We start from the raw sequence: 18,827 nt of genomic DNA on the forward strand, positions 1-18,827 counted from the left end.
ACAATAAAAATGTAATTTTGGAGTAGGTTACACAAAGAGTGTTTCCTCTGGCCATATAATTATTATTTCATTCAGAAAGGAAAACAAGAAGATATGAGAAAAGAGAGTAGTGGGTTAATGAAAAGGATTGCAAGCCTGATGCTTGCAGCAGTTATGGCAGTATCAGTTTTAACAGTCATGCCGGAAAATGTAAATGCTGCTGATTATACGATCGGTGGTTCCGGAACACAGACAATCACGATCAGTGATACAGAATGTTACTATGCAACGAGTGATTATGCATGGATCAAATTCAAACCGGCTGCAACAGGTTATGTCACTTTTTCTGCAGCAAATGCATCTGCATTAGATAATTATACAAATGGATCATGGACATTATTTGATGCTAACAAAAAGCAGATCAGTAGTCAGGATAAATTTGATACAAGTTATGATCAGGCTTACATGAAGACAAATGTATATGGTGTGCAGAAGGGTAAGACTTATTACTTAAGAGTCCTTCCGATCCTTGGAACAACAATTACTGCAAAATATACAAAAGTAAGCACAAAAGGCGGTGCAAAGAAATCAAAAGCTAAGACCATCAAAAAAGGAAAAGCTGTAAAAGGTGTCATTACTGCTGGTTCAAAAGCTTCACAGTGGTATAAATTTAAAGTAACCAAAAATCAGTATATTAAAATTTCTTATGCAGCAAAAACAAACTATGCAATTAAAATGACCGTATATCAGGGAAATAGAAATATCGGTTCTGTAAATCCAAGTTATGTAAGCTCAAAGACAACATCCCAGTATGTGGTGAATGCTAAAACAAAGAAAAAGATGAAAGTACAGGCAGGAACTACCTACTATGTACAGGTATCACGTTATAATGCAAATTCATCCGGTTTCTACACTTTGAAATGGAATTAAACATTTAAAAAGCTGCCCACTGTGGCAGCTTTTTTTTGCATTTCTGACAATCTTCTGCTATACTAAGTCAGAAGATCATCAAAGAAAGGAATGTAACTGTAAAGTACCAGCTAGTTACAAAGGAATTATGAACATGCAGAGAAAGAACAGATATCAGAAATATATATTTTTACTTGTACTTTGCTTTTTGTGCATCTTTCCGCAAACGGTATCTGCAAAAGACAAAAATCTGAACAAGAACAGCAGTATTATCTTATCTGATTCGGAAAGTTATACTTCCTCAAAAAGCTACACATGGATGCAGTATAAAGCACCGGCAGACGGCTATTTAACGATCACTGTAGCAGATGCAGCTTCATCAAGTGATCATGCTAAGGGATATCTTGCACTTTATAATAGTACAAAAGCAACCTTATTATCTTCCAAAAATATCTTTTATAATACCACTTACAGCAACAATGCATACTGGCAGCAATTTACATTTGGAATGGTAAAAGGTCAGACCTATTATCTGAGAGTAAAGCCGGAAAATGCGGTAAAGATTTCGAGAAGTTTTAAAAAAATAACCGATAAATCGGGTGCCCTGCAGTCAGCGGCATTGACCTTAAAGAAAAATAAAGCAAAGACCGGACTGATGCCGGCCGGCGTTTCGAATACAGACTGGTATCAGCTGACACTGACAAAAAAGCAGAAGATCCGGCTATATTATAAAGCTAAGACAAACGGCTGTTACAAACTTTCCGTTTATTCCGGTTCTAAATGTATTGGGACAAGAAATGTCTATTATACTTCAGGACAGAAGAAACTGACGATATGCCAGTACCAGAAATCGACCGGCAAGACCTTCGGTATGGAAAAAGGTATCTATTATGTCAAGATTGAAAAAGCAGATACACTCACTTCCGGTTATTATACACTCAAATGGAAGTAAAGATAGGAGATATACAATACAATGGATGTAAAAGATTTTTATTATGATTTACCACAGGAACTGATCGCACAAGATCCGTTAGAGGATCGTTCGAGTTCCAGACTGATGGTATTAGGAAAAACATCCGGTGAGATCACACACCGCAGATTTTCGGATATTACAGAATATTTAAAGCCGGGGGACTGTCTTGTGATCAATAATACAAAAGTCATTCCGGCAAGGTTATATGGTGTGAAAGAGGGCACCGAAGCTAAAATAGAGATTTTACTGCTCAAACGAAAAGAAAATGATATCTGGGAAACTTTAGTAAAACCGGGAAAAAAGGCAAAGATCGGAACAAAGATCATCTTTGGAGAAGGTCTTTTGACCGGAGAAGTAGTGGATATCGTAGAAGAAGGCAACCGGCTGATACAGTTTTCCTATGAAGGGATCTTTGAGGAGATCTTAGATCAGCTAGGACAGATGCCGTTACCGCCTTATATCACGCACCAGTTAAAGGATAAGAACCGTTACCAGACAGTATATGCCAAATATGACGGTTCTGCCGCAGCACCAACTGCAGGACTGCATTTCACACCGGAACTATTAGAGCAGATCCGCCAGATGGGCGTATCTATTGCAGAAGTGACATTACATGTCGGGCTTGGAACGTTTCGTCCTGTCAAGGAAACAGATGTATTAAAGCATCATATGCATTCAGAATTTTTCCAGATCACAAAAGAAGCTGCTGATCTGATCAATCAGACCAAGGAAAATGGCGGCAGGATTATTTCAGTTGGTACAACCAGTACAAGAACGCTAGAATCCGCAGCAGACGAACATGGACATCTGACAGAAAAAAGTGGCTGGACAGATATTTTTATCTATCCCGGTTATCAGTTTAAGGTGATTGATGGATTGATCACGAACTTCCATCTGCCGGAATCCACATTAGTAATGTTAGTATCGGCATTGGCAGGAAGGGAACATGTGTTAGCTGCTTATGAAGAAGCAGTCAGAGAAAAATACAGATTCTTCAGTTTTGGAGATGCGATGTTTATAAAACCGGATTGATCAATCGATCAATCCGGTTAAATCTTTGTAAAAAGTAGGATAGGAGATATTTACACATTCTGTGTCTTTCATATGACAATTCTCCGGCAGGGCTAAAGCCGCCACCGCAAAAGACATTGCAATACGATGGTCTAAATAACTTTCAAAATCCGCTTCGTGCAGGCTGTCACGATTTCCATGGATGATCATACCATCTTCGGTAGGTGTGACATCTGCTCCCATACGTTTTAAATTTTCTGTTACCGTATCAATTCTGTTCGATTCCTTGACTTTTAATTCAGCAGCATCTTTGATAATGGTCGTTCCCTCTGCAAAAGCTGCCACAACAGCAATCATTGGGATCTCATCGATCAGAGTCGGGATCAGTTCTCCGCCGATCGTCGTTCCTTTCAAATGGCTGTAAGTGACTAACAGGTCACAGACTAATTCTCCCGAAACAGTACGTTCATTTAGTTTCTCAATCTGTCCACCCATTGCATAAGCAGCTTTTAAGATACCGTCCCTTGTCGGATTGATCCCTACATTTCTGATCAGGATTTCTGAATCAGGAACTAATAAGCCTGCGGCAATAAAATATGCAGCAGAGGAAATATCTCCCGGTACTTCGATGCTCAGACCATGTAATTTTGGTTCCGGCAGGATAGAAGCTGTCGTATTTTCAGAAGTGATCTTCGCACCAAAAGCAGAAAGCATCAGTTCTGTGTGGTTTCTGGATAAAACAGGTTCTGTTACACTTGTCGGAGCATCTGCGTACAGACCGGCAAGCAAAATACAGGATTTCACCTGTGCAGAAGCAACCGGAGATTCATAAGATATCCCATGTAATTTTGCCGGTGAAAAACTCAAAGGAGCACAGTCATTACTTTTTACGCTTTTTACATCTGCTCCCATGGAAGATAGGGGAGCAAGGATTCTTTTCATCGGTCTTTTCTGGATAGATGCATCTCCGTTTAATGTAGAAGAAAAAGACTGTCCGGCAAGAATACCGGAGATCAGGCGGGTAGTCGTTCCACTGTTTCCCACATCTAAAAGTTCCGTCGGAGCGGTCAGACCATGCAGTCCCTTGCCATGTACGATCACATGGTCATTTGTATTCTCGATTGAAATTCCCATTTTCTGAAAACAGGAGATCGTCGAAAGACAGTCAGCACCCTGTAAAAAATTCGTGATCTCCGTTGTTCCCTCAGAAATCGCACCAAACATGATCGCACGGTGCGAAATTGATTTATCACCGGGAATCGAAATTGTTCCCTTTAACTGTTTTGCGTGTTTTAATTCCATAAAAATCCTTTCTGCTGTCGTTTTTAACGTTCATATACGGTATAATGATATTTGCGGAGCAATACGATCGTGCGTTCATACGAAGGCTGATCGTACATTTCTATTTTCAGGACACCGTCTTCAAATTCACGGTTGTGTATGATACCGATATTCTTGATGCTCAAGTTATTACTTGCTAAGATCGTTGCGATCGTTGCGATTCCACCAGCTTCATCGATCAGATCACAATAGAGTTCAAATACAGTCTTGATCGGACCTTTCGGTGCAACTGCAAGGGAATCCCTGTAATCTTTTGCCGACTGGAAAAAGTTCCGGATGCCGGAGGCATCTGCATCTGTGATCTTAGAACGGATATCTGAAAGCTGTTTTTCATACACATCGAGCATCTGTAAGATCTTTTCTTTATTTGTCATACAGATTTCTTCCCACATCACAGGAGAAGAAGAAGCAATTCTGGTAATATCCTTAAATCCACCGGCTGCGATCGTTTTCATCGTTTCATCGGGATCATCGGAATCTTTTACAAAATTGACAAGAGCAGCTGCGATCACATGCGGAAGATGGCTGATCGCCGCCGTTGCAGCATCGTGCGAATCATAGTCGAGTACAAGCGGGATCGCACCAAGAGAACCGATAAACTCATTAAATTCACTGACCACTGCCGGATCTGTCTGTGTCGTTGGTGTAATAATGTAATATGCATTCTCAAGCAGATAAGCAGTCGCATTTGAAAGTCCTGTTTTTTCAGAGCCGGTCATCGGATGCCCACCGATAAAATGGGATTCTAAGCCCATATTGCGGATTGCCTGATGGATATCCCCTTTGACACTTCCTACATCTGTAAGGATACAGGAATCTTTCATAACACCTTTTAATTTTTCAATATATTCTAAGTTCTGCTGTACCGGCGTACAGAGAAATATATAGTCACAGTCTGCAAAATCTTCGATGCAGGCATTAGTATCATTTTCAATCAATCCCTGATCATATGCCTGTTTTACCGTCGATTCGTGACCGGATAAAGCAATCATTTTAATGTCGGGATGAATACGTTTTGTTGTTTTTACAATGGAACCACCGATCAGTCCAAGACCAATGAATCCAAGTTGTTTGATAGACATGAAAAATCCTCCTGTTTTGTCATATGTACTCGTTACATTTAGAAAATGTACACATATTATATCATACTTTTTTAATCATAGCCTCTTTTCCTGAAAATGTCAACGCTTTAAAGCGATAAAGCAAATAGTTCCAGTTAATAGCGAACAAAAATTGCTGTATTGTACAAAATGTATATATTGTATATATATTACATATAATTTTAAGACGGGTTGTACAAGAAAAGTTTGATAAAGTGTGTGCAAATTGAATAAAATAGTTGTAATTTGTATTATAATTTAGTAAAATATAACCATATTGAAAAGACAGAATGATCTGTTACGAACTAGATTGGAGGATTTGGCTATGAATGTTTACACAACTGACAAGATTCGCAACGTGGTACTTCTTGGACATGGGGGATGCGGGAAGACCAGCTTAGTAGAAGCAATGGCTTATTTATCGGGTATGACGAGCCGCTTGGGAAAGGTAAGTGACGGTAATACGATCAGTGATTATGACAAAGAGGAGATCAACCGTCTGTTTTCCATCAACACCTCAGTGATACCGATCATCTGGGAAGATACTAAGATCAATATTTTAGATACACCGGGATATTTTGATTTTGCAGGTGAAGTAGAAGAAGCAGTATCCGCAGCAGATGCCGCTATCATCGTTGTATCGGGCAAGGCAGGAATTGAAGTCGGCACGAAGAAGGCATGGGATATCTGTGAGAGATATAAACTTCCGAGAATGGTATTTGTAACAGATATGGATATCGACGAAGCCAGTTACAGACAGGTAGTGGAAGATCTGCAGGAATTATATGGAAAACGGATTGCACCATTCCATCTGCCGATCAGGGAAAACGGACAGTTTGTCGGCTATGTCAACGTCTTACAGCAGCGGGCAAAACGCTGGACGGATAATGGAACTGTTGAGAAAGCAGAAGTACCGGACTATTCCAAAGAGAATTTAGGAATCTGCCGAGAAGCTTTGATGGAAGCCGTTGCAGAAACCAGTGAAGAATTTATGGATCGCTATTTTAATGGAGAAGAATTTTCAGAAGATGAGATCCGTCAGGCGCTCCGTGTCAATGTAGCAGACGGCAGCATCGTTCCTGTACTGATGGGTTCGAATCTGTCAGCCAGAGGACAGTATACACTTTTAGTTGATATTGTGAAATACCTTCCAAGTCCGGAAAAGAGAACCTGCGCAGGAATCAACGCAAAGACGAACGAAGTATATCAGGCAGATTACGATTTTGCAAAACCGAAGTCAGCTTATGTATTTAAGACGATCGTCGATCCGTTCATCGGTAAATATTCCTTGATAAAAGTAAATTCCGGTGTGTTAAAAACAGATGATGTACTGTATAACCACCATAAAGATACCGAGGAAAAGATCGGTAAATTATATGTTTTAAGAGGCAATAAACCGGAAGAAGTCAAAGAACTCCATGCAGGAGATATCGGGGCATTAGCAAAACTTACGAATACCGCAACCACAGATTCCCTGTCAACAAAAGCGAATCCGATCCTTTATATCCGTGCAAGTATGCCGGTACCATATACATATATGCGTTATAAAGCAAAGAATAAAGGAGATGAAGACAAGATCTCACAGGCATTGCAGAAACTGACCTTAGAAGATCTTACATTAAGGAATGTCAATGACAGTGAAAACGGTCAGACATTATTATATGGATTAGGAGAACAGCACTTAGAAGTTGTTGTAAGCAAGCTCTTTAATAAATATAAGATAGAGATCGAGCTTTCCAAGCCAAAGGTAGCATTCCGTGAAACAATCCGTAAGAAATCAGATGTAGAATATAAATACAAGAAACAGTCCGGTGGTCATGGTCAGTATGGTCATGTCAAGATGACATTTGAACCATCTGGGGATTTAGAACATGCATATGAATTTGACCAGATTGTTGTCGGCGGTGCAGTTCCTAAGAATTATTTTCCGGCAGTAGAAAAAGGTATTGCAGAAGCAGTACAGAAAGGACCACTCGCTGCTTATCCGGTTGTCGGAGTCAAAGCAGTTTTATATGATGGTTCTTATCATCCGGTCGATTCTTCTGAAATGGCATTTAAAACAGCCGCAAGACAGGCATTTAAGAAAGGATTCTTAGAGGCATCACCTGTCTTATTAGAACCGATCGTATCCTTAAAGGTCATTGTACCGGATAACTATACCGGAGATATCATGGGGGATCTGAACAAACGGCGTGGCAGAGTACTCGGCATGAATCCAGTCGATGGAGGCAAGCAGGAGATCATTGCAGATGTTCCTAGCATGGAACTGTTTGGATATAATACCGATCTTCGTTCCATGACAGGTGGTGCAGGTGAATATTCCTATGAATTTGCAAGATATGAGCAGGCACCATCTGATGTACAGGAACGTGAAATAGAGGCAAGAGCATCTAAATTAGATGCAGCAGAGTAAATGAAAAAGAGGGAGCGTTACAGTTCATAAATATTTTGAACTGTAACGTATAGAAAAAGTTAAGAGGCAGCAAACTATTACATAGAACGGAGCATATGGTTCTTTTTGTAAAAGGGACGAAAAGAATCACACCTTTATTCAGTATCAGGTCATTGTCTATAGATTGGAGCGTCAACATGAAACTGAGAAATATAAAAAGGAAATGCTTTTCTGTACTGTTGATAATAGTTTTAGTAATTCAGGATCCTTCCATTTCTAAAGCGGGATACTTAAGAAATGAAGTTTATCTTGAAAATGAGCAGACGTTTTTAAACAGTTTGTCAGAAGAGATCACAAAAGAAAATGAACCGGAATTAGAATCTTTAAATGAATTTCACATCGACTATTACTTGAATGGCGGCTCTTTTACAGAGGAGGTTTCATCTGTTTATCGTTATGATGAACTTCCATCTGCATTAGAAACACCGGAGCGTGAGGGATATAATTTTGCCGGTTGGTATGCAGACAGCCATTTTTCGGATAAAGTCAGTGAATTGAATGAAGATACGATCAAAGGTCATGCATTATATGCAAAATGGACAAGATGCATTGATGATGATTACAGTATTCAGATGTATGCATATCAGAATACGACAGCATCAAGGCATTCCGAGAAGAAATTGAAAAACTGCAGTTATGGTTTTATGAATGAAGTTGCGATACCGGGAATGCCATCTACAAGGGAAAATGATATGAAAGAGAACCGGATCACCGATACGAGCCAGTGTCCACAGGGCATCTGTCTGACCGATGATTATCTCTTGGTAAGTTCCTATAGCAGCAAAGCCAGTGGAAATCTTGGCTGTATTCATATTTTCGACCGCAAGACGGGAATCTATTTAGTAACGCTTGGCATGAGGAAAAAGAGCCATTTAGGCGGACTGACATTTGATGGTGAAAACATCTGGGTCTGTCATTCCAATAACAGTACGTTAGAATGTATTCCCTATGTTTTTGTACAGAGATTAGCCGCTGATAAGCCACAGTGCGTGATCGACTGCTCGACATTATTTGAATCTTTTCAGGTATCAAATACACCGTCATGCATTTCTTATTACGATGGTAAGATATGGGTAGCAACACATACGAAAATGTTAAATTCCAGAATGGCAGCTTATCAGATCACAAGAAATGGTCTGCGTCTGGTAGAAACTTACCGTATTCCTGACAAAGTACAGGGAGTGACATTTGATGACAATGGAAAAGTATATTTAAGTACATCTTATGGCAGGCAGAATTCTTCTTACATTAAAGTATACGATTCCATTCAGGAACTTGATAAAAAGCCAAATCAGCCTAAGATAAAAGTAGAGATGCCTCCTTGTTCTGAAGAAATTGATATCGAAGGGGATGCAATCTATATTTTATTTGAGTCAGCCGGTGAAAAGTATTTTGAAGGAACAGACGGCAAAGGAAGAAGTATTTCACCGATCGAACAGATCCTTACTTTATCAAAAAGGTCGATATTTCAATAAGTTTTCTTGACAAATTGAAGCCATGTGATAAAATTTTATAGTGTATGTATAATAGCCCAGCGGGTTTTAAGCGTACCGCTGGGTTTATTTATGCGAGCAAACAGGGAAGAATCGTTACTGTTCACTCCGTGAGCAGTAACTCGTGATTTTTGCATGAAAGTTCGCTTTGCGAAGCAAAAATCACCACCTGAATCACTTTCTTACGCAGCCAGACAGTAAATGTCTGTCTGCTGTGTGAACTGTAACGAAGAACCTATGTAACTGTTTTAAAACTGTTATATAAATAAATCATCTTCTTAGGAGGAAATAGTATGGCAACACCTTATAATCACAGAGCCATCGAGCAGAAATGGCGTAAAATCTGGGAAGAACATCCGATTAACGTAAACGATGGCAGCAAAGAGAAATATTATTGTCTGGATATGTTTCCATATCCGTCAGGCAATGGACTTCATGTAGGTCATTGGAGAGGATATGTTATTTCTGATGTCTGGAGCCGTTACAAATTGATGCATGGATATTATGTCATTCATCCGATGGGCTGGGATGCTTTTGGACTTCCGGCAGAGAACTATGCGATCAAGATGGGCACACATCCGGCAAAATCAACTGCGGATAATATTGCAAATATCAAAAGACAGATTCAGGAGATCGCAGCTATTTATGACTGGGATATGGAAGTAAATACGACCGATCCGAATTTCTATAAATGGACACAATGGATCTTCGTACAGATGTTTAAAAAAGGACTGGCTTATGAAAAAGAGATGCCGATCAACTGGTGTCCGTCCTGTAAGACAGGTCTTGCAAACGAAGAAGTTGTCAATGGTAAATGCGAACGTTGTGGTGCAGATGTTACCAAGAAGAACTTAAAACAGTGGATGTTAAAGATCACAAAGTATGCAGACAGATTACTTGCTGATCTTGACAAATTAGACTGGCCTGAAAAAGTTAAGAAGATGCAGACTGACTGGATCGGTAAGAGCCATGGTGCAGAAGTTCAGTTTAAAGTAGAGGGTAAAGAAGACACGATCACTGTTTATACTACCCGTCCTGACACATTATACGGAGCAACCTTTATGGTATTAGCACCGGAACATGCCATGGCAAAAGATTTAGCTACCGATGAAACAAGAGAAGCTGTAGAAGATTATATTTACAAAGCATCCTTAAAATCATCCGTAGACCGTTTACAGGATAAAGAAAAAACAGGTGTATTTACAGGAAGTTATGCGATCAATCCATTAAATGGAGCAAAAGTTCCAATCTGGCTTTCCGATTATGTGTTGGCAGATTATGGTACAGGAGCAATCATGTGTGTACCTGCACATGACGACCGTGACTTTGAATTTGCAAAGAAATTTGACCTTCCGATCATTCAGGTCATTGCAAAAGATGGAAAAGAAATCGAAAACATGACAGAAGCTTATACAGAAGCTGCCGGTACAATGATCAATTCCGGTGACTGGAATGGTATGGAATCTTCTGAGTTAAAAGTAAAAGCTCCTGAAATGATTGAGAAAATGGGCTTTGGTAAAAAGACCACAAATTATAAATTACGTGACTGGGTATTCTCACGCCAGCGTTACTGGGGAGAACCGATCCCAATCGTACATTGTCCTGACTGTGGTGCAGTTGCCGTACCGGAAGAAGAACTGCCGTTATTACTGCCGGATGTAGAATCATATCAGCCGACAGGAACCGGAGAATCACCGTTAGCAGATATTACAGAATGGGTAAATACAACCTGTCCGAAGTGTGGAAAACCGGCAAAACGTGAAACAAACACCATGCCACAGTGGGCTGGTTCATCATGGTATTTCTTACGTTATGTCGATAATAAAAATGATAAAGAGTTAGTAAGCCGTGAAAAAGCAGACAAGTATCTTCCGGTAGATATGTATATCGGTGGTGTAGAACATGCAGTACTGCATCTGTTATATTCCAGATTCTACACCAAATTCTTATATGATATCGGAGTTGTAGATTTTGATGAACCATTTACTAAACTCTTTAATCAGGGTATGATCACCGGTAAAAATGGTATCAAGATGAGTAAATCCAAAGGAAATGTTGTATCACCGGATGACCTTGTAAAAGATTACGGTTGTGATTCCTTAAGATTATACGAACTCTTTGTAGGACCTCCAGAATTAGATTCTGAATGGGATGACAGAGGAATTGACGGTGTATACCGTTTTATCACAAGATTCTGGAATCTTGTCATGGATAACAAAGATAAGAATGTAGCAGAAACGAAAGAGTTAGTAAAGATCCGTCACAAACTTGTGTATGATATTACTACCAGATTAGAGAGTTTCAGTTTAAATACGGTTATTTCCGGTTTCATGGAATACAATAACAAACTGATCGATATTTCTAAAAAAGGCGGCGTAGACAAAGCAACCTTAGAAACTTATGTACAGTTATTAGCTCCATTTGCTCCACATATCAGTGAAGAACTCTGGAGTGAATTAGGACATACAGACAGTGTATTTGCAAGCGGCTGGCCATCTTACGATGAAAAAGAAATGGAAGATGACGAGATTGAAATTGCTGTACAGATCAATGGCAAGACCAAGACAACCGTTACTCTGCCGAAAGACTGTGCAAAAGACGATGCGATCGCACAGGGTAAAGCAGCTTTAGGAGATAAACTTGCCGGAAATATTGTACGTGAGATTTATGTTCCGGGACGGATTGTGAATATTGTTGTGAAGTAAGATTATTATGAAATAAAGTATAATAAAAATAACGCAAATGGCAGAAGTTGCTATTTGCGTTATTTTTTAATATTTACGTAAATGTTATTGTTCGTCATTTAGTAGTTGGTCAGCAGTCGTATTCAGAATTTGAGCCAGTGCTTTTAATTCAATGTCTGTTACAAATCTTTTTCCACATTCTATCCGCTGTATCGCATTCTTATCGAGATCGATTCCTTTTAATTGAAGTTTATCAGCGAGTGCTCTTTGCGATACTTTAGGTGTCAGCTGTTTCCTTAAGATACTTATTTTCCCTCCGCATAAATTATTCTTTCCATTCGAAGATTTATTTTTATACATGAAATTCCTCCATAAAATTGTAGCATAATAATTAAAAATGACATTTACTAATTGTCAATATTTCTAATGTATGCTATAATTCAGACAAGATGACATTCACTAGATGTCATTTTGAAATATTATTCTATGTCACTGTGAAACAATAGATGCTTATTTAGTGAAAATTTGCATGGTTTCACAATAATATGATTAGCTGTAAGGCGGGAGGGAGAATTTTTATGAAAAGAAAACGAAGAATTTCTTGTATGTTAAAAGGGATAGTTATAATTATGAGCATTATCTTTTTGCTTCCATCTACTACAAATATCAAGGCAAGCCAATCTAAAAGCGGAAATTTTAATTCAGGATATTCTTTAAATAATGGACAAATTGATAATTTGTTATCAGTAGCACAGGCTCAGATTGGACGAACTAAAGGTCAATTTGGATATGATGAACCTTGGTGTGCAGATTTTGTAAGTGATTGTGCTAAAATAGCAGGTCTGAGTAATATAATACCATTTGATGGTTTTTGCGAAACATTATATAAGAAAATTGAGACGGCAGGTGGAGAACGTGTAACAAATCCACAGAAAGGTGATTTGGTTTTTTATTATTGTTCAGTATGTCCAACACATTGGTGTCATGTGGGAATCATGTTAAATAGCCAACAATCTATCGAAGAAAATTACAATGGAAAAGTATCTTTAGTAAATGGTGTGTACAATGATGGAAATCATACTTTAAAGAGCGGTAGAATAACTAGATTTTTTATGCGACCAGCTTATTCACAGCCAACATCCTTCACTGTAGATACACTCAAAAACAACGATACCGTTTCCGGCACAGGTTATACGATCGCCGGTACTTTCACAGGTGCTTCTTCTAATAAATCGGTAAGAATATATGTTGATTATGGAAACATTGCAACCGTAACCCCGGCAGACGGAAGATTTTCATATTCGTTAGATACAACAAAATTTAAAAATGGTTCGCATGTAATTTCTGTAAAATTTTTAGATTCATCAGGATTAGATTATTCCAATCATTATAATGTGACATTCGACAATCATAATCCAATAGGTGGAGTAAGCACACTAACCGGTGGATATTCCAAGATTGAATTAAGCGGCTGGGCATTTGATTACGATAATCTGGATGCAAAATTAGAAATACATGTTTATTTAGATGGTTCTCCAGTGAAAGGACTTACATCAAATAATGTGAATAGTAAGATCACCTCATTATATCCGCAGGTTGATTCTTCCCATGGATTTAGTGGTGAATTTCCTGTCAGTACCGTTGGGGAACATCAGATCAGTGTTTATGCAATCAATGTAGGAGATGGAAATAATATCTGCTTATACTCAAATCCTGTATATGTAAAACCTAGCAATGGTATCAATGATATTCCAGAAGACACCTATTATATAAAACCTTATGCTACGAATAATTCTGCAATCGATATATATGGTGCATATACTGAAGATGGTGTCAATGTACAATTATCAACTCTTCATGGTAGAGATAACCAGAAATTTCAATTAAAAAACTGCGGTGATGGACGATACCAGATCATAGCCGCTCATTCAGGAAAATGTTTAGCCACAGACAGTAAAGATAATGGGGCTAATGTTATACAGGCTACTATCAATAATGCTATCAATAGTCAAAAATGGATATTTGTCGATGCAGGTGACGGTTATTACAATATTTATAATAGCAGCAGTGGTAGATGTTTAGACCTATATGGAGGCTATACCTCAGATGAAACGAATATTCAGTTGTTTAATGCAAACGGAACAAATGCACAAAAGTGGAAATTAGTTTCTACAACAAACTCAGGTAAGACAGAAGATACAACAGTATCATCTTCTTATTTAGGTGACTTGAATTATGATGGAAAAGTAACTTCTGTAGATTTATCAACTGTAATGAAAGCAACAAATGGTACGATCACCTTATCTGATGATGATAAAAAACGTGCAGATGTAAATGGAGATGGAAAGATCACCAAAGAAGATGTCGAATTGATCCAGCAATATATTGTTGGTCTGATCACTGAATTTCCAGCCGAAAATATGTTGATGGACATTGTAATTACAAAAGCACCAAATAAGATCACTTATTATGTAGGCGAAAAATTGTCTACAACCGGAATGCAGGTCATGGCTGTGTATGGAAATAATACACGGAAAGAAATTACAGATTATGAAGTGAGTTTAGATACCAGTAAAGCAGGGGATAGTGAGATAGTCGTTGCTTATATGGAAGGTGACATTATAAAATCGACTTCCTACAAAATAACAGTTTTAGAAAACCATATACATAGTTATACAGAAACAGTTACAAAGAATGCAACCTGTAGTAGTACTGGAAGTATTATTTATAAATGTTCTTGCGGAAGCAGCTATACAAAAACCATTCCGAAAACCGGTCATGTAAATAAAGAAGTAAGAAACAGTGTGACAGCAACCTGTGGTGAAACGGGTTATACAGGTGATATCTATTGTAAGGATTGTGGAACAAAACTAGAAAGCGGAAAAGTAATAGAAAAGCTTCCGCATGATTATTCCAGACGCTATTTTATTTGGTATGATAATTGGAAAAAATGCAAAATCAAATATATTTGTAGTGCAGATAGTTCACACAGAAAAGAGTATGATACGGTTGTGACTTCTGTAGTTAAAAAAGAGCCTACCTGCATCACCAAAGGAAAAACCAGATATTTTGCAACTCATATAGACGGTGATATAAAACGGGTCAACAGGAAAGATGTGGAAGATATCGATATTGATAAGAATAACCATGAAGGAGCAGTTGAATTGAGAAATGTGAAAACTGCAACATGTACAGAAAATGGTTATACAGGTGATACCTATTGCTTAAGCTGTGGTGAATTGATTGAAGCCGGCACAATTATTGCAGCAAAAGGTCACACATGGAATACCGGTACAATCACACAACCTGCAACCTGTACAAATGAAGGTAAAAAACAATCTGCGTGTACGATATGTGGTACAACAAAAACAGAAACCATTCCTGCAAACGGTCATTCAAAAACAGAAATAAGAAATCAAAAAGAAGCAACTTGCAGTGAAACAGGTTATACCGGAGATATTTATTGTAAAGAATGTGGAACTAAGATAGAAACAGGAAAAACAATTGATAAAACCGATCATCAGTATATGGAGCCATCATTTGAGTGGTCAGTAGATGGAAAGAGTGCCAAAGCAGTATATACATGTAAAACAAATAAAAACCATGTGATAAAATGCGATGCTCAAGTAATTGCAGAAATCATAGAAGAACCTACCTGTAGTACAGAAGGAACGACTCTTTATACAGCAGTTTCTAATGAATACAGTGATGAAATGGAAGTAACCGACATACCCATTGACAAAACGGCTCACACTGGTGAAACAGTAATAAAAAATGCAAAAAAAGCAACTTTACAAACTACCGGTTATACAGGAGATACTTATTGTAAAGACTGTGGAGAGAAACTTTCCGATGGTGAGGAGATTGCAAAATTAAGTAGTAAGCAGCAGAGAATCGTAGTAGATTCCAAATTTAGAAAAACAGTTGTCAAAAAAGCTTCTGCATTAAAAAAGAAAAAATTTGTATATAACTTAAAAGCCAAAGCGAAAGGTACATTAACCTATGAAGTGACAAAGGGATCTTCTAAATACATTTCTGTTTCAAAAAAAGGAATTGTCACTTTAAGAAAAGGCTGTAAAAAAGGAATTTACAAGATCACAATAACTGCGGCAGAAACCGCAAATGGAGAATGTAGACAAGCAACAAAAATTATTACATTTAGAATAAAATAAGTACAATATAAATTTAAATATAGATAATTGCGAACTTGTTTCGCAATTATCTATATGGAATTTTGGTCAAGGACACTATACCAAAAAAGGGGAAAGAATTTTATGATGAAAAATATACAGAAAATAATATTTATATTTGTTATAAGTTCAATAGTATTTTGGGGTATAAATACAGTGAATGCAGCTATGACAGATGAAGCTATTAATTATGAGAATGGGAAAGTATATAGTGGAATTATAAATGCAGAAAAGGTGTCGACAAATTATTATAAGATTCAAATTGCGAAAAAATCTCATTTAATTATAAATGTAACATCAACAGGCGATGTTTCATGTAATTTAGCAGCATTAAATGTTACGCTTTTTAATTCGAGTGGAAAGGTAATCATTAAGCCTGCTGATTTTTATTTTACTTACGATAAAATTCAGGGAATCTTTAAATCAAGTCAATATAGAGTAGTAAACGCAGGAACATATTATATTGAACTAGGAACTGGATTAGGTGCTGATATTAAATATAATATGAATATGGAAATATCCGAAAAAAAATCAACAGATCAAACTGCTGTAGATTCTTCTATAGTAACAGGAATAGATGCGAATGATTATGAAATGGGTGAAACATATAGTGGAACTGTAAATGCAGAGTCAATATCAGCAGATAATTATCAGGTTCAGGTTTCAAAAAAATCCTGTTTAAGTATTAATATTACATCAACAGGTTGGGTTCCATATAATTCTGCGGCATTAAATGTTAGAATATTTGATATAAATGGAAAGGATATTATTGTACCAAAAGATTTGAATTTTACTTATGATAAAATAAGAGGAGTTTATGTAGCTAATGAAAATAGAACTTTTGACGCAGGTATATACTATATTGAATTAAGCACGAGTTTAGGTGCTGATATTCGATATACAGTTAATATGGTAACCAAAGAAGTGCCAGCAGAGAATACAATTCTTACTGATGAAAAAAGTAAGGCAACTTATAAAGTGACATTTTCTGATACAGAAAATGCCACTGTGGAATATATTGCGTTAACAAATAAAAATACATATGAAATAGTGATTCCGAAAACAGTAACGATTAATGGGATTACATATAAAGTGATAAGTGTAGCACCGTGTGCGTTTAAAAATAATAAACAGATTACAAAAGCTACAATTGGGGCAAATGTAAAAATAATAGGGAAGGAAGCTTTTAGTGGTTGTAAAAAATTAAGAACTGTTAAGATGGGAAATGATGTGACGGTTATTAGTAGTAAAACATTTTTTAATTGTGCTAATCTTACAAAAATTTCAATTCCAGCTCAAGTATCAAAAATAGATTCTTCTGCATTTAAAAACTGTAAGAATTTGTCATCAATAACAGTTGGTCCAAGTGTAAAGACCATTGGAAAAGAAGCATTTAGAGGCTGTGGTAAGTTAAAAAATATTAATATCAAATCAAAGAAGTTAAAAATAGTAGGGAAAAATGCATTTAAAGGAATTAAACCAAATGCTAGAATTAGCGTTACATCTGTTAAAGTAAAAAAATTATTAAGAAATAAAGGGCAGAACAAAAATGTAAAAATTATCAAGAAATAAAATATAATAAAGAATACAGTTCAGATGCAGCCACTTTGGAATACTCCCATGAATACCAGCATCAAACCGGTAATTCATCTGTTTTTCTATTAGTAATGATTCCTGTGCATATATGATACAAAATATCATTTAATTTTTCTGCACATCTTGTTTCGTGAACAGCTATGTATTTATAATCATTATATGGTACAATAAAACAAATAACTGCAAACGGAAGGAGATTGAAAAATGTTTTGTAAAAGGACTCAAAAAATAGCAGCATTGATGCTCATATGTTTTTTAGTGGTAACAGGCATACCCATAGGAAATCACAAAATTTGCACGACAAATACATATGCAGCAACAACCACCAAAAACAAAATAAGTTTGTTTGATTCAAACAAAACCATGTCAAAGACAGTTTATGCAGATCTGACAGGCGATGAACAAACAGAAGAAGTGGATTTTCAGATAACCTATGGTGAAAATGATATCATAGATACATTTAACATTCGTATCAATGGAGAAAATGCACTGACTTTAAAATCTTTAGGTTATGTTGTCAGAGTTAGTTGTTTAAAATTATCTGCAAAAGAAATATTCATGTATATTGTAGATGCTTCTGATAATGGAGATCCTACTGTAGATGCGATTTATCACTATAATGAAAACACGAAAAAATTAGAGCAGGTTCTCATCTTAGATACCGTTAATTACAAAAAAGGAACCTGCCATGTATATTCTACCGTAAAAGTATCAAATGACACATTAAAAGTAACTTATATGGGGCAGATGCTTGCAACAGGATATATCAAATGGGTATATGAGTACAACTATAAAAATGGAAAATTTGTATTAAAGAATAATACCGCAAAAATATTCCGTAAATGGCATAAAGGAAACTTTGTTGCCAATAAGAACATAACCTTTTATAAAAAAGCGGGCATAACCAAAAAAGCATTTACAATAAAACAGGGAACTTCTGTTAAACTGCAGAAGATCAAAACCGTCAAAAACACTTATTATCTACAATTCAAATACGGCAAAAAGACCGGCTGGATCAAAGCTGGAAAAACCAATATTTTTAAAGACGTTGTTCTCGTTGGTTAAGGCACAAAAAGACGTGGCTGCAACTCTTTGATTC

At 37.0% G+C, this 18,827-nt stretch carries 12 protein-coding genes; 9 read left to right on the forward strand and 3 right to left on the reverse strand.

Features of this window, described 5'->3' with window-relative positions; genetic code table 11:
- The first annotated feature begins 93 nt into the window (after positions 1 to 93).
- The 3 genes from H8S17_RS06140 (at position 94) to queA (ending at position 2,893) form a co-directional block, all read left to right on the forward strand.
- Positions 94 to 909 carry a hypothetical protein gene (locus H8S17_RS06140; RefSeq protein ID WP_186866624.1) on the forward strand — a complete coding sequence of 272 codons (816 nt, stop codon included), beginning with the start codon at positions 94 to 96 and terminating at the stop codon, positions 907 to 909.
- Between the two features lie 133 nt (positions 910 to 1,042).
- Positions 1,043 to 1,840 (forward strand): hypothetical protein, encoded by a 798-nt coding sequence (locus tag H8S17_RS06145; protein WP_186866625.1) that lies wholly within the window; start codon positions 1,043 to 1,045, stop codon positions 1,838 to 1,840.
- A gap of 21 nt (positions 1,841 to 1,861) precedes the next feature.
- Entirely contained in the window at positions 1,862 to 2,893 is a 1,032-nt protein-coding gene (queA, locus tag H8S17_RS06150) for a tRNA preQ1(34) S-adenosylmethionine ribosyltransferase-isomerase QueA (RefSeq protein ID WP_178052515.1), read from the forward strand.
- On the opposite strand, the gene aroA is transcribed toward queA, so the two are convergent.
- Positions 2,894 to 4,174: a 3-phosphoshikimate 1-carboxyvinyltransferase gene (gene aroA / locus H8S17_RS06155; RefSeq protein ID WP_186866626.1), complete on the reverse strand. Its 1,281-nt coding sequence runs from the start codon at positions 4,172 to 4,174 to the stop codon at positions 2,894 to 2,896.
- A gap of 23 nt (positions 4,175 to 4,197) precedes the next feature.
- The gene (locus H8S17_RS06160) at positions 4,198 to 5,295 is read right to left on the reverse strand and encodes a prephenate dehydrogenase (protein WP_178052513.1); all 1,098 of its coding nucleotides are present in this window, start codon (positions 5,293 to 5,295) and stop codon (positions 4,198 to 4,200) included.
- Between the two features lie 343 nt (positions 5,296 to 5,638).
- Here H8S17_RS06160 and H8S17_RS06165 point away from each other — a divergent pair, with 343 nt between their 5' ends.
- The 3 genes from H8S17_RS06165 (at position 5,639) to leuS (ending at position 11,963) form a co-directional block, all read left to right on the forward strand.
- On the forward strand, positions 5,639 to 7,726 hold the full coding sequence (locus H8S17_RS06165; protein WP_186866627.1) for an elongation factor G: 2,088 nt from the start codon (positions 5,639 to 5,641) through the stop codon (positions 7,724 to 7,726).
- A 176-nt stretch (positions 7,727 to 7,902) separates the two neighbouring features.
- Positions 7,903 to 9,240, forward strand: coding sequence for an InlB B-repeat-containing protein (locus H8S17_RS06170; RefSeq protein WP_186866628.1), 1,338 nt, complete (start codon positions 7,903 to 7,905; stop codon positions 9,238 to 9,240).
- Positions 9,241 to 9,551: 311 nt separating this feature from the next.
- Complete coding sequence (leuS, locus tag H8S17_RS06175; RefSeq protein ID WP_186866629.1) at positions 9,552 to 11,963, forward strand: leucine--tRNA ligase; 2,412 nt, start codon at positions 9,552 to 9,554, stop codon at positions 11,961 to 11,963.
- 84 nt (positions 11,964 to 12,047) lie between these two features.
- On the opposite strand, the gene H8S17_RS06180 is transcribed toward leuS, so the two are convergent.
- Positions 12,048 to 12,302, reverse strand: a complete 255-nt coding sequence (locus H8S17_RS06180) for a helix-turn-helix domain-containing protein (protein ID WP_186866630.1) — start codon at positions 12,300 to 12,302, stop codon at positions 12,048 to 12,050.
- A 218-nt stretch (positions 12,303 to 12,520) separates the two neighbouring features.
- On the opposite strand from H8S17_RS06180, the gene H8S17_RS06185 reads away from it, so the two are divergent.
- From H8S17_RS06185 to H8S17_RS06195, 3 genes are all read left to right on the forward strand, one after another.
- Positions 12,521 to 16,114, forward strand: coding sequence for an RICIN domain-containing protein (locus H8S17_RS06185; protein ID WP_186866631.1), 3,594 nt, complete (start codon positions 12,521 to 12,523; stop codon positions 16,112 to 16,114).
- Positions 16,115 to 16,216: 102 nt separating this feature from the next.
- A complete protein-coding gene (locus H8S17_RS06190) occupies positions 16,217 to 17,704 on the forward strand; it encodes a leucine-rich repeat domain-containing protein (protein WP_186866632.1) in 1,488 nt (495 codons plus the stop codon).
- Between the two features lie 228 nt (positions 17,705 to 17,932).
- Entirely contained in the window at positions 17,933 to 18,793 is an 861-nt protein-coding gene (locus H8S17_RS06195) for a hypothetical protein (protein ID WP_186866633.1), read from the forward strand.
- The last annotated feature ends 34 nt before the right edge of the window (positions 18,794 to 18,827 follow it).

Source organism: Roseburia zhanii (assembly GCF_014287635.1).
GTDB classification, from domain to species: Bacteria; Bacillota; Clostridia; order Lachnospirales; family Lachnospiraceae; genus Roseburia_B; species Roseburia_B zhanii.

Bases quoted from the DNA above. Each gene is read 5' to 3' on its own strand.
- H8S17_RS06140 (WP_186866624.1), top strand. From the start codon at position 94: ATGAGAAAAGAGAGTAGTGGGTTAATGAAAAGGATTGCAAGCCTGATG.
- H8S17_RS06145 (WP_186866625.1), top strand. From the start codon at position 1,043: ATGCAGAGAAAGAACAGATATCAGAAATATATATTTTTACTTGTACTT.
- queA (WP_178052515.1), top strand. From the start codon at position 1,862: ATGGATGTAAAAGATTTTTATTATGATTTACCACAGGAACTGATCGCA.
- aroA (WP_186866626.1), bottom strand. From the start codon at position 4,174: ATGGAATTAAAACACGCAAAACAGTTAAAGGGAACAATTTCGATTCCC.
- H8S17_RS06160 (WP_178052513.1), bottom strand. From the start codon at position 5,295: ATGTCTATCAAACAACTTGGATTCATTGGTCTTGGACTGATCGGTGGT.
- H8S17_RS06165 (WP_186866627.1), top strand. From the start codon at position 5,639: ATGAATGTTTACACAACTGACAAGATTCGCAACGTGGTACTTCTTGGA.
- H8S17_RS06170 (WP_186866628.1), top strand. From the start codon at position 7,903: ATGAAACTGAGAAATATAAAAAGGAAATGCTTTTCTGTACTGTTGATA.
- leuS (WP_186866629.1), top strand. From the start codon at position 9,552: ATGGCAACACCTTATAATCACAGAGCCATCGAGCAGAAATGGCGTAAA.
- H8S17_RS06180 (WP_186866630.1), bottom strand. From the start codon at position 12,302: ATGTATAAAAATAAATCTTCGAATGGAAAGAATAATTTATGCGGAGGG.
- H8S17_RS06185 (WP_186866631.1), top strand. From the start codon at position 12,521: ATGAAAAGAAAACGAAGAATTTCTTGTATGTTAAAAGGGATAGTTATA.
- H8S17_RS06190 (WP_186866632.1), top strand. From the start codon at position 16,217: ATGATGAAAAATATACAGAAAATAATATTTATATTTGTTATAAGTTCA.
- H8S17_RS06195 (WP_186866633.1), top strand. From the start codon at position 17,933: ATGTTTTGTAAAAGGACTCAAAAAATAGCAGCATTGATGCTCATATGT.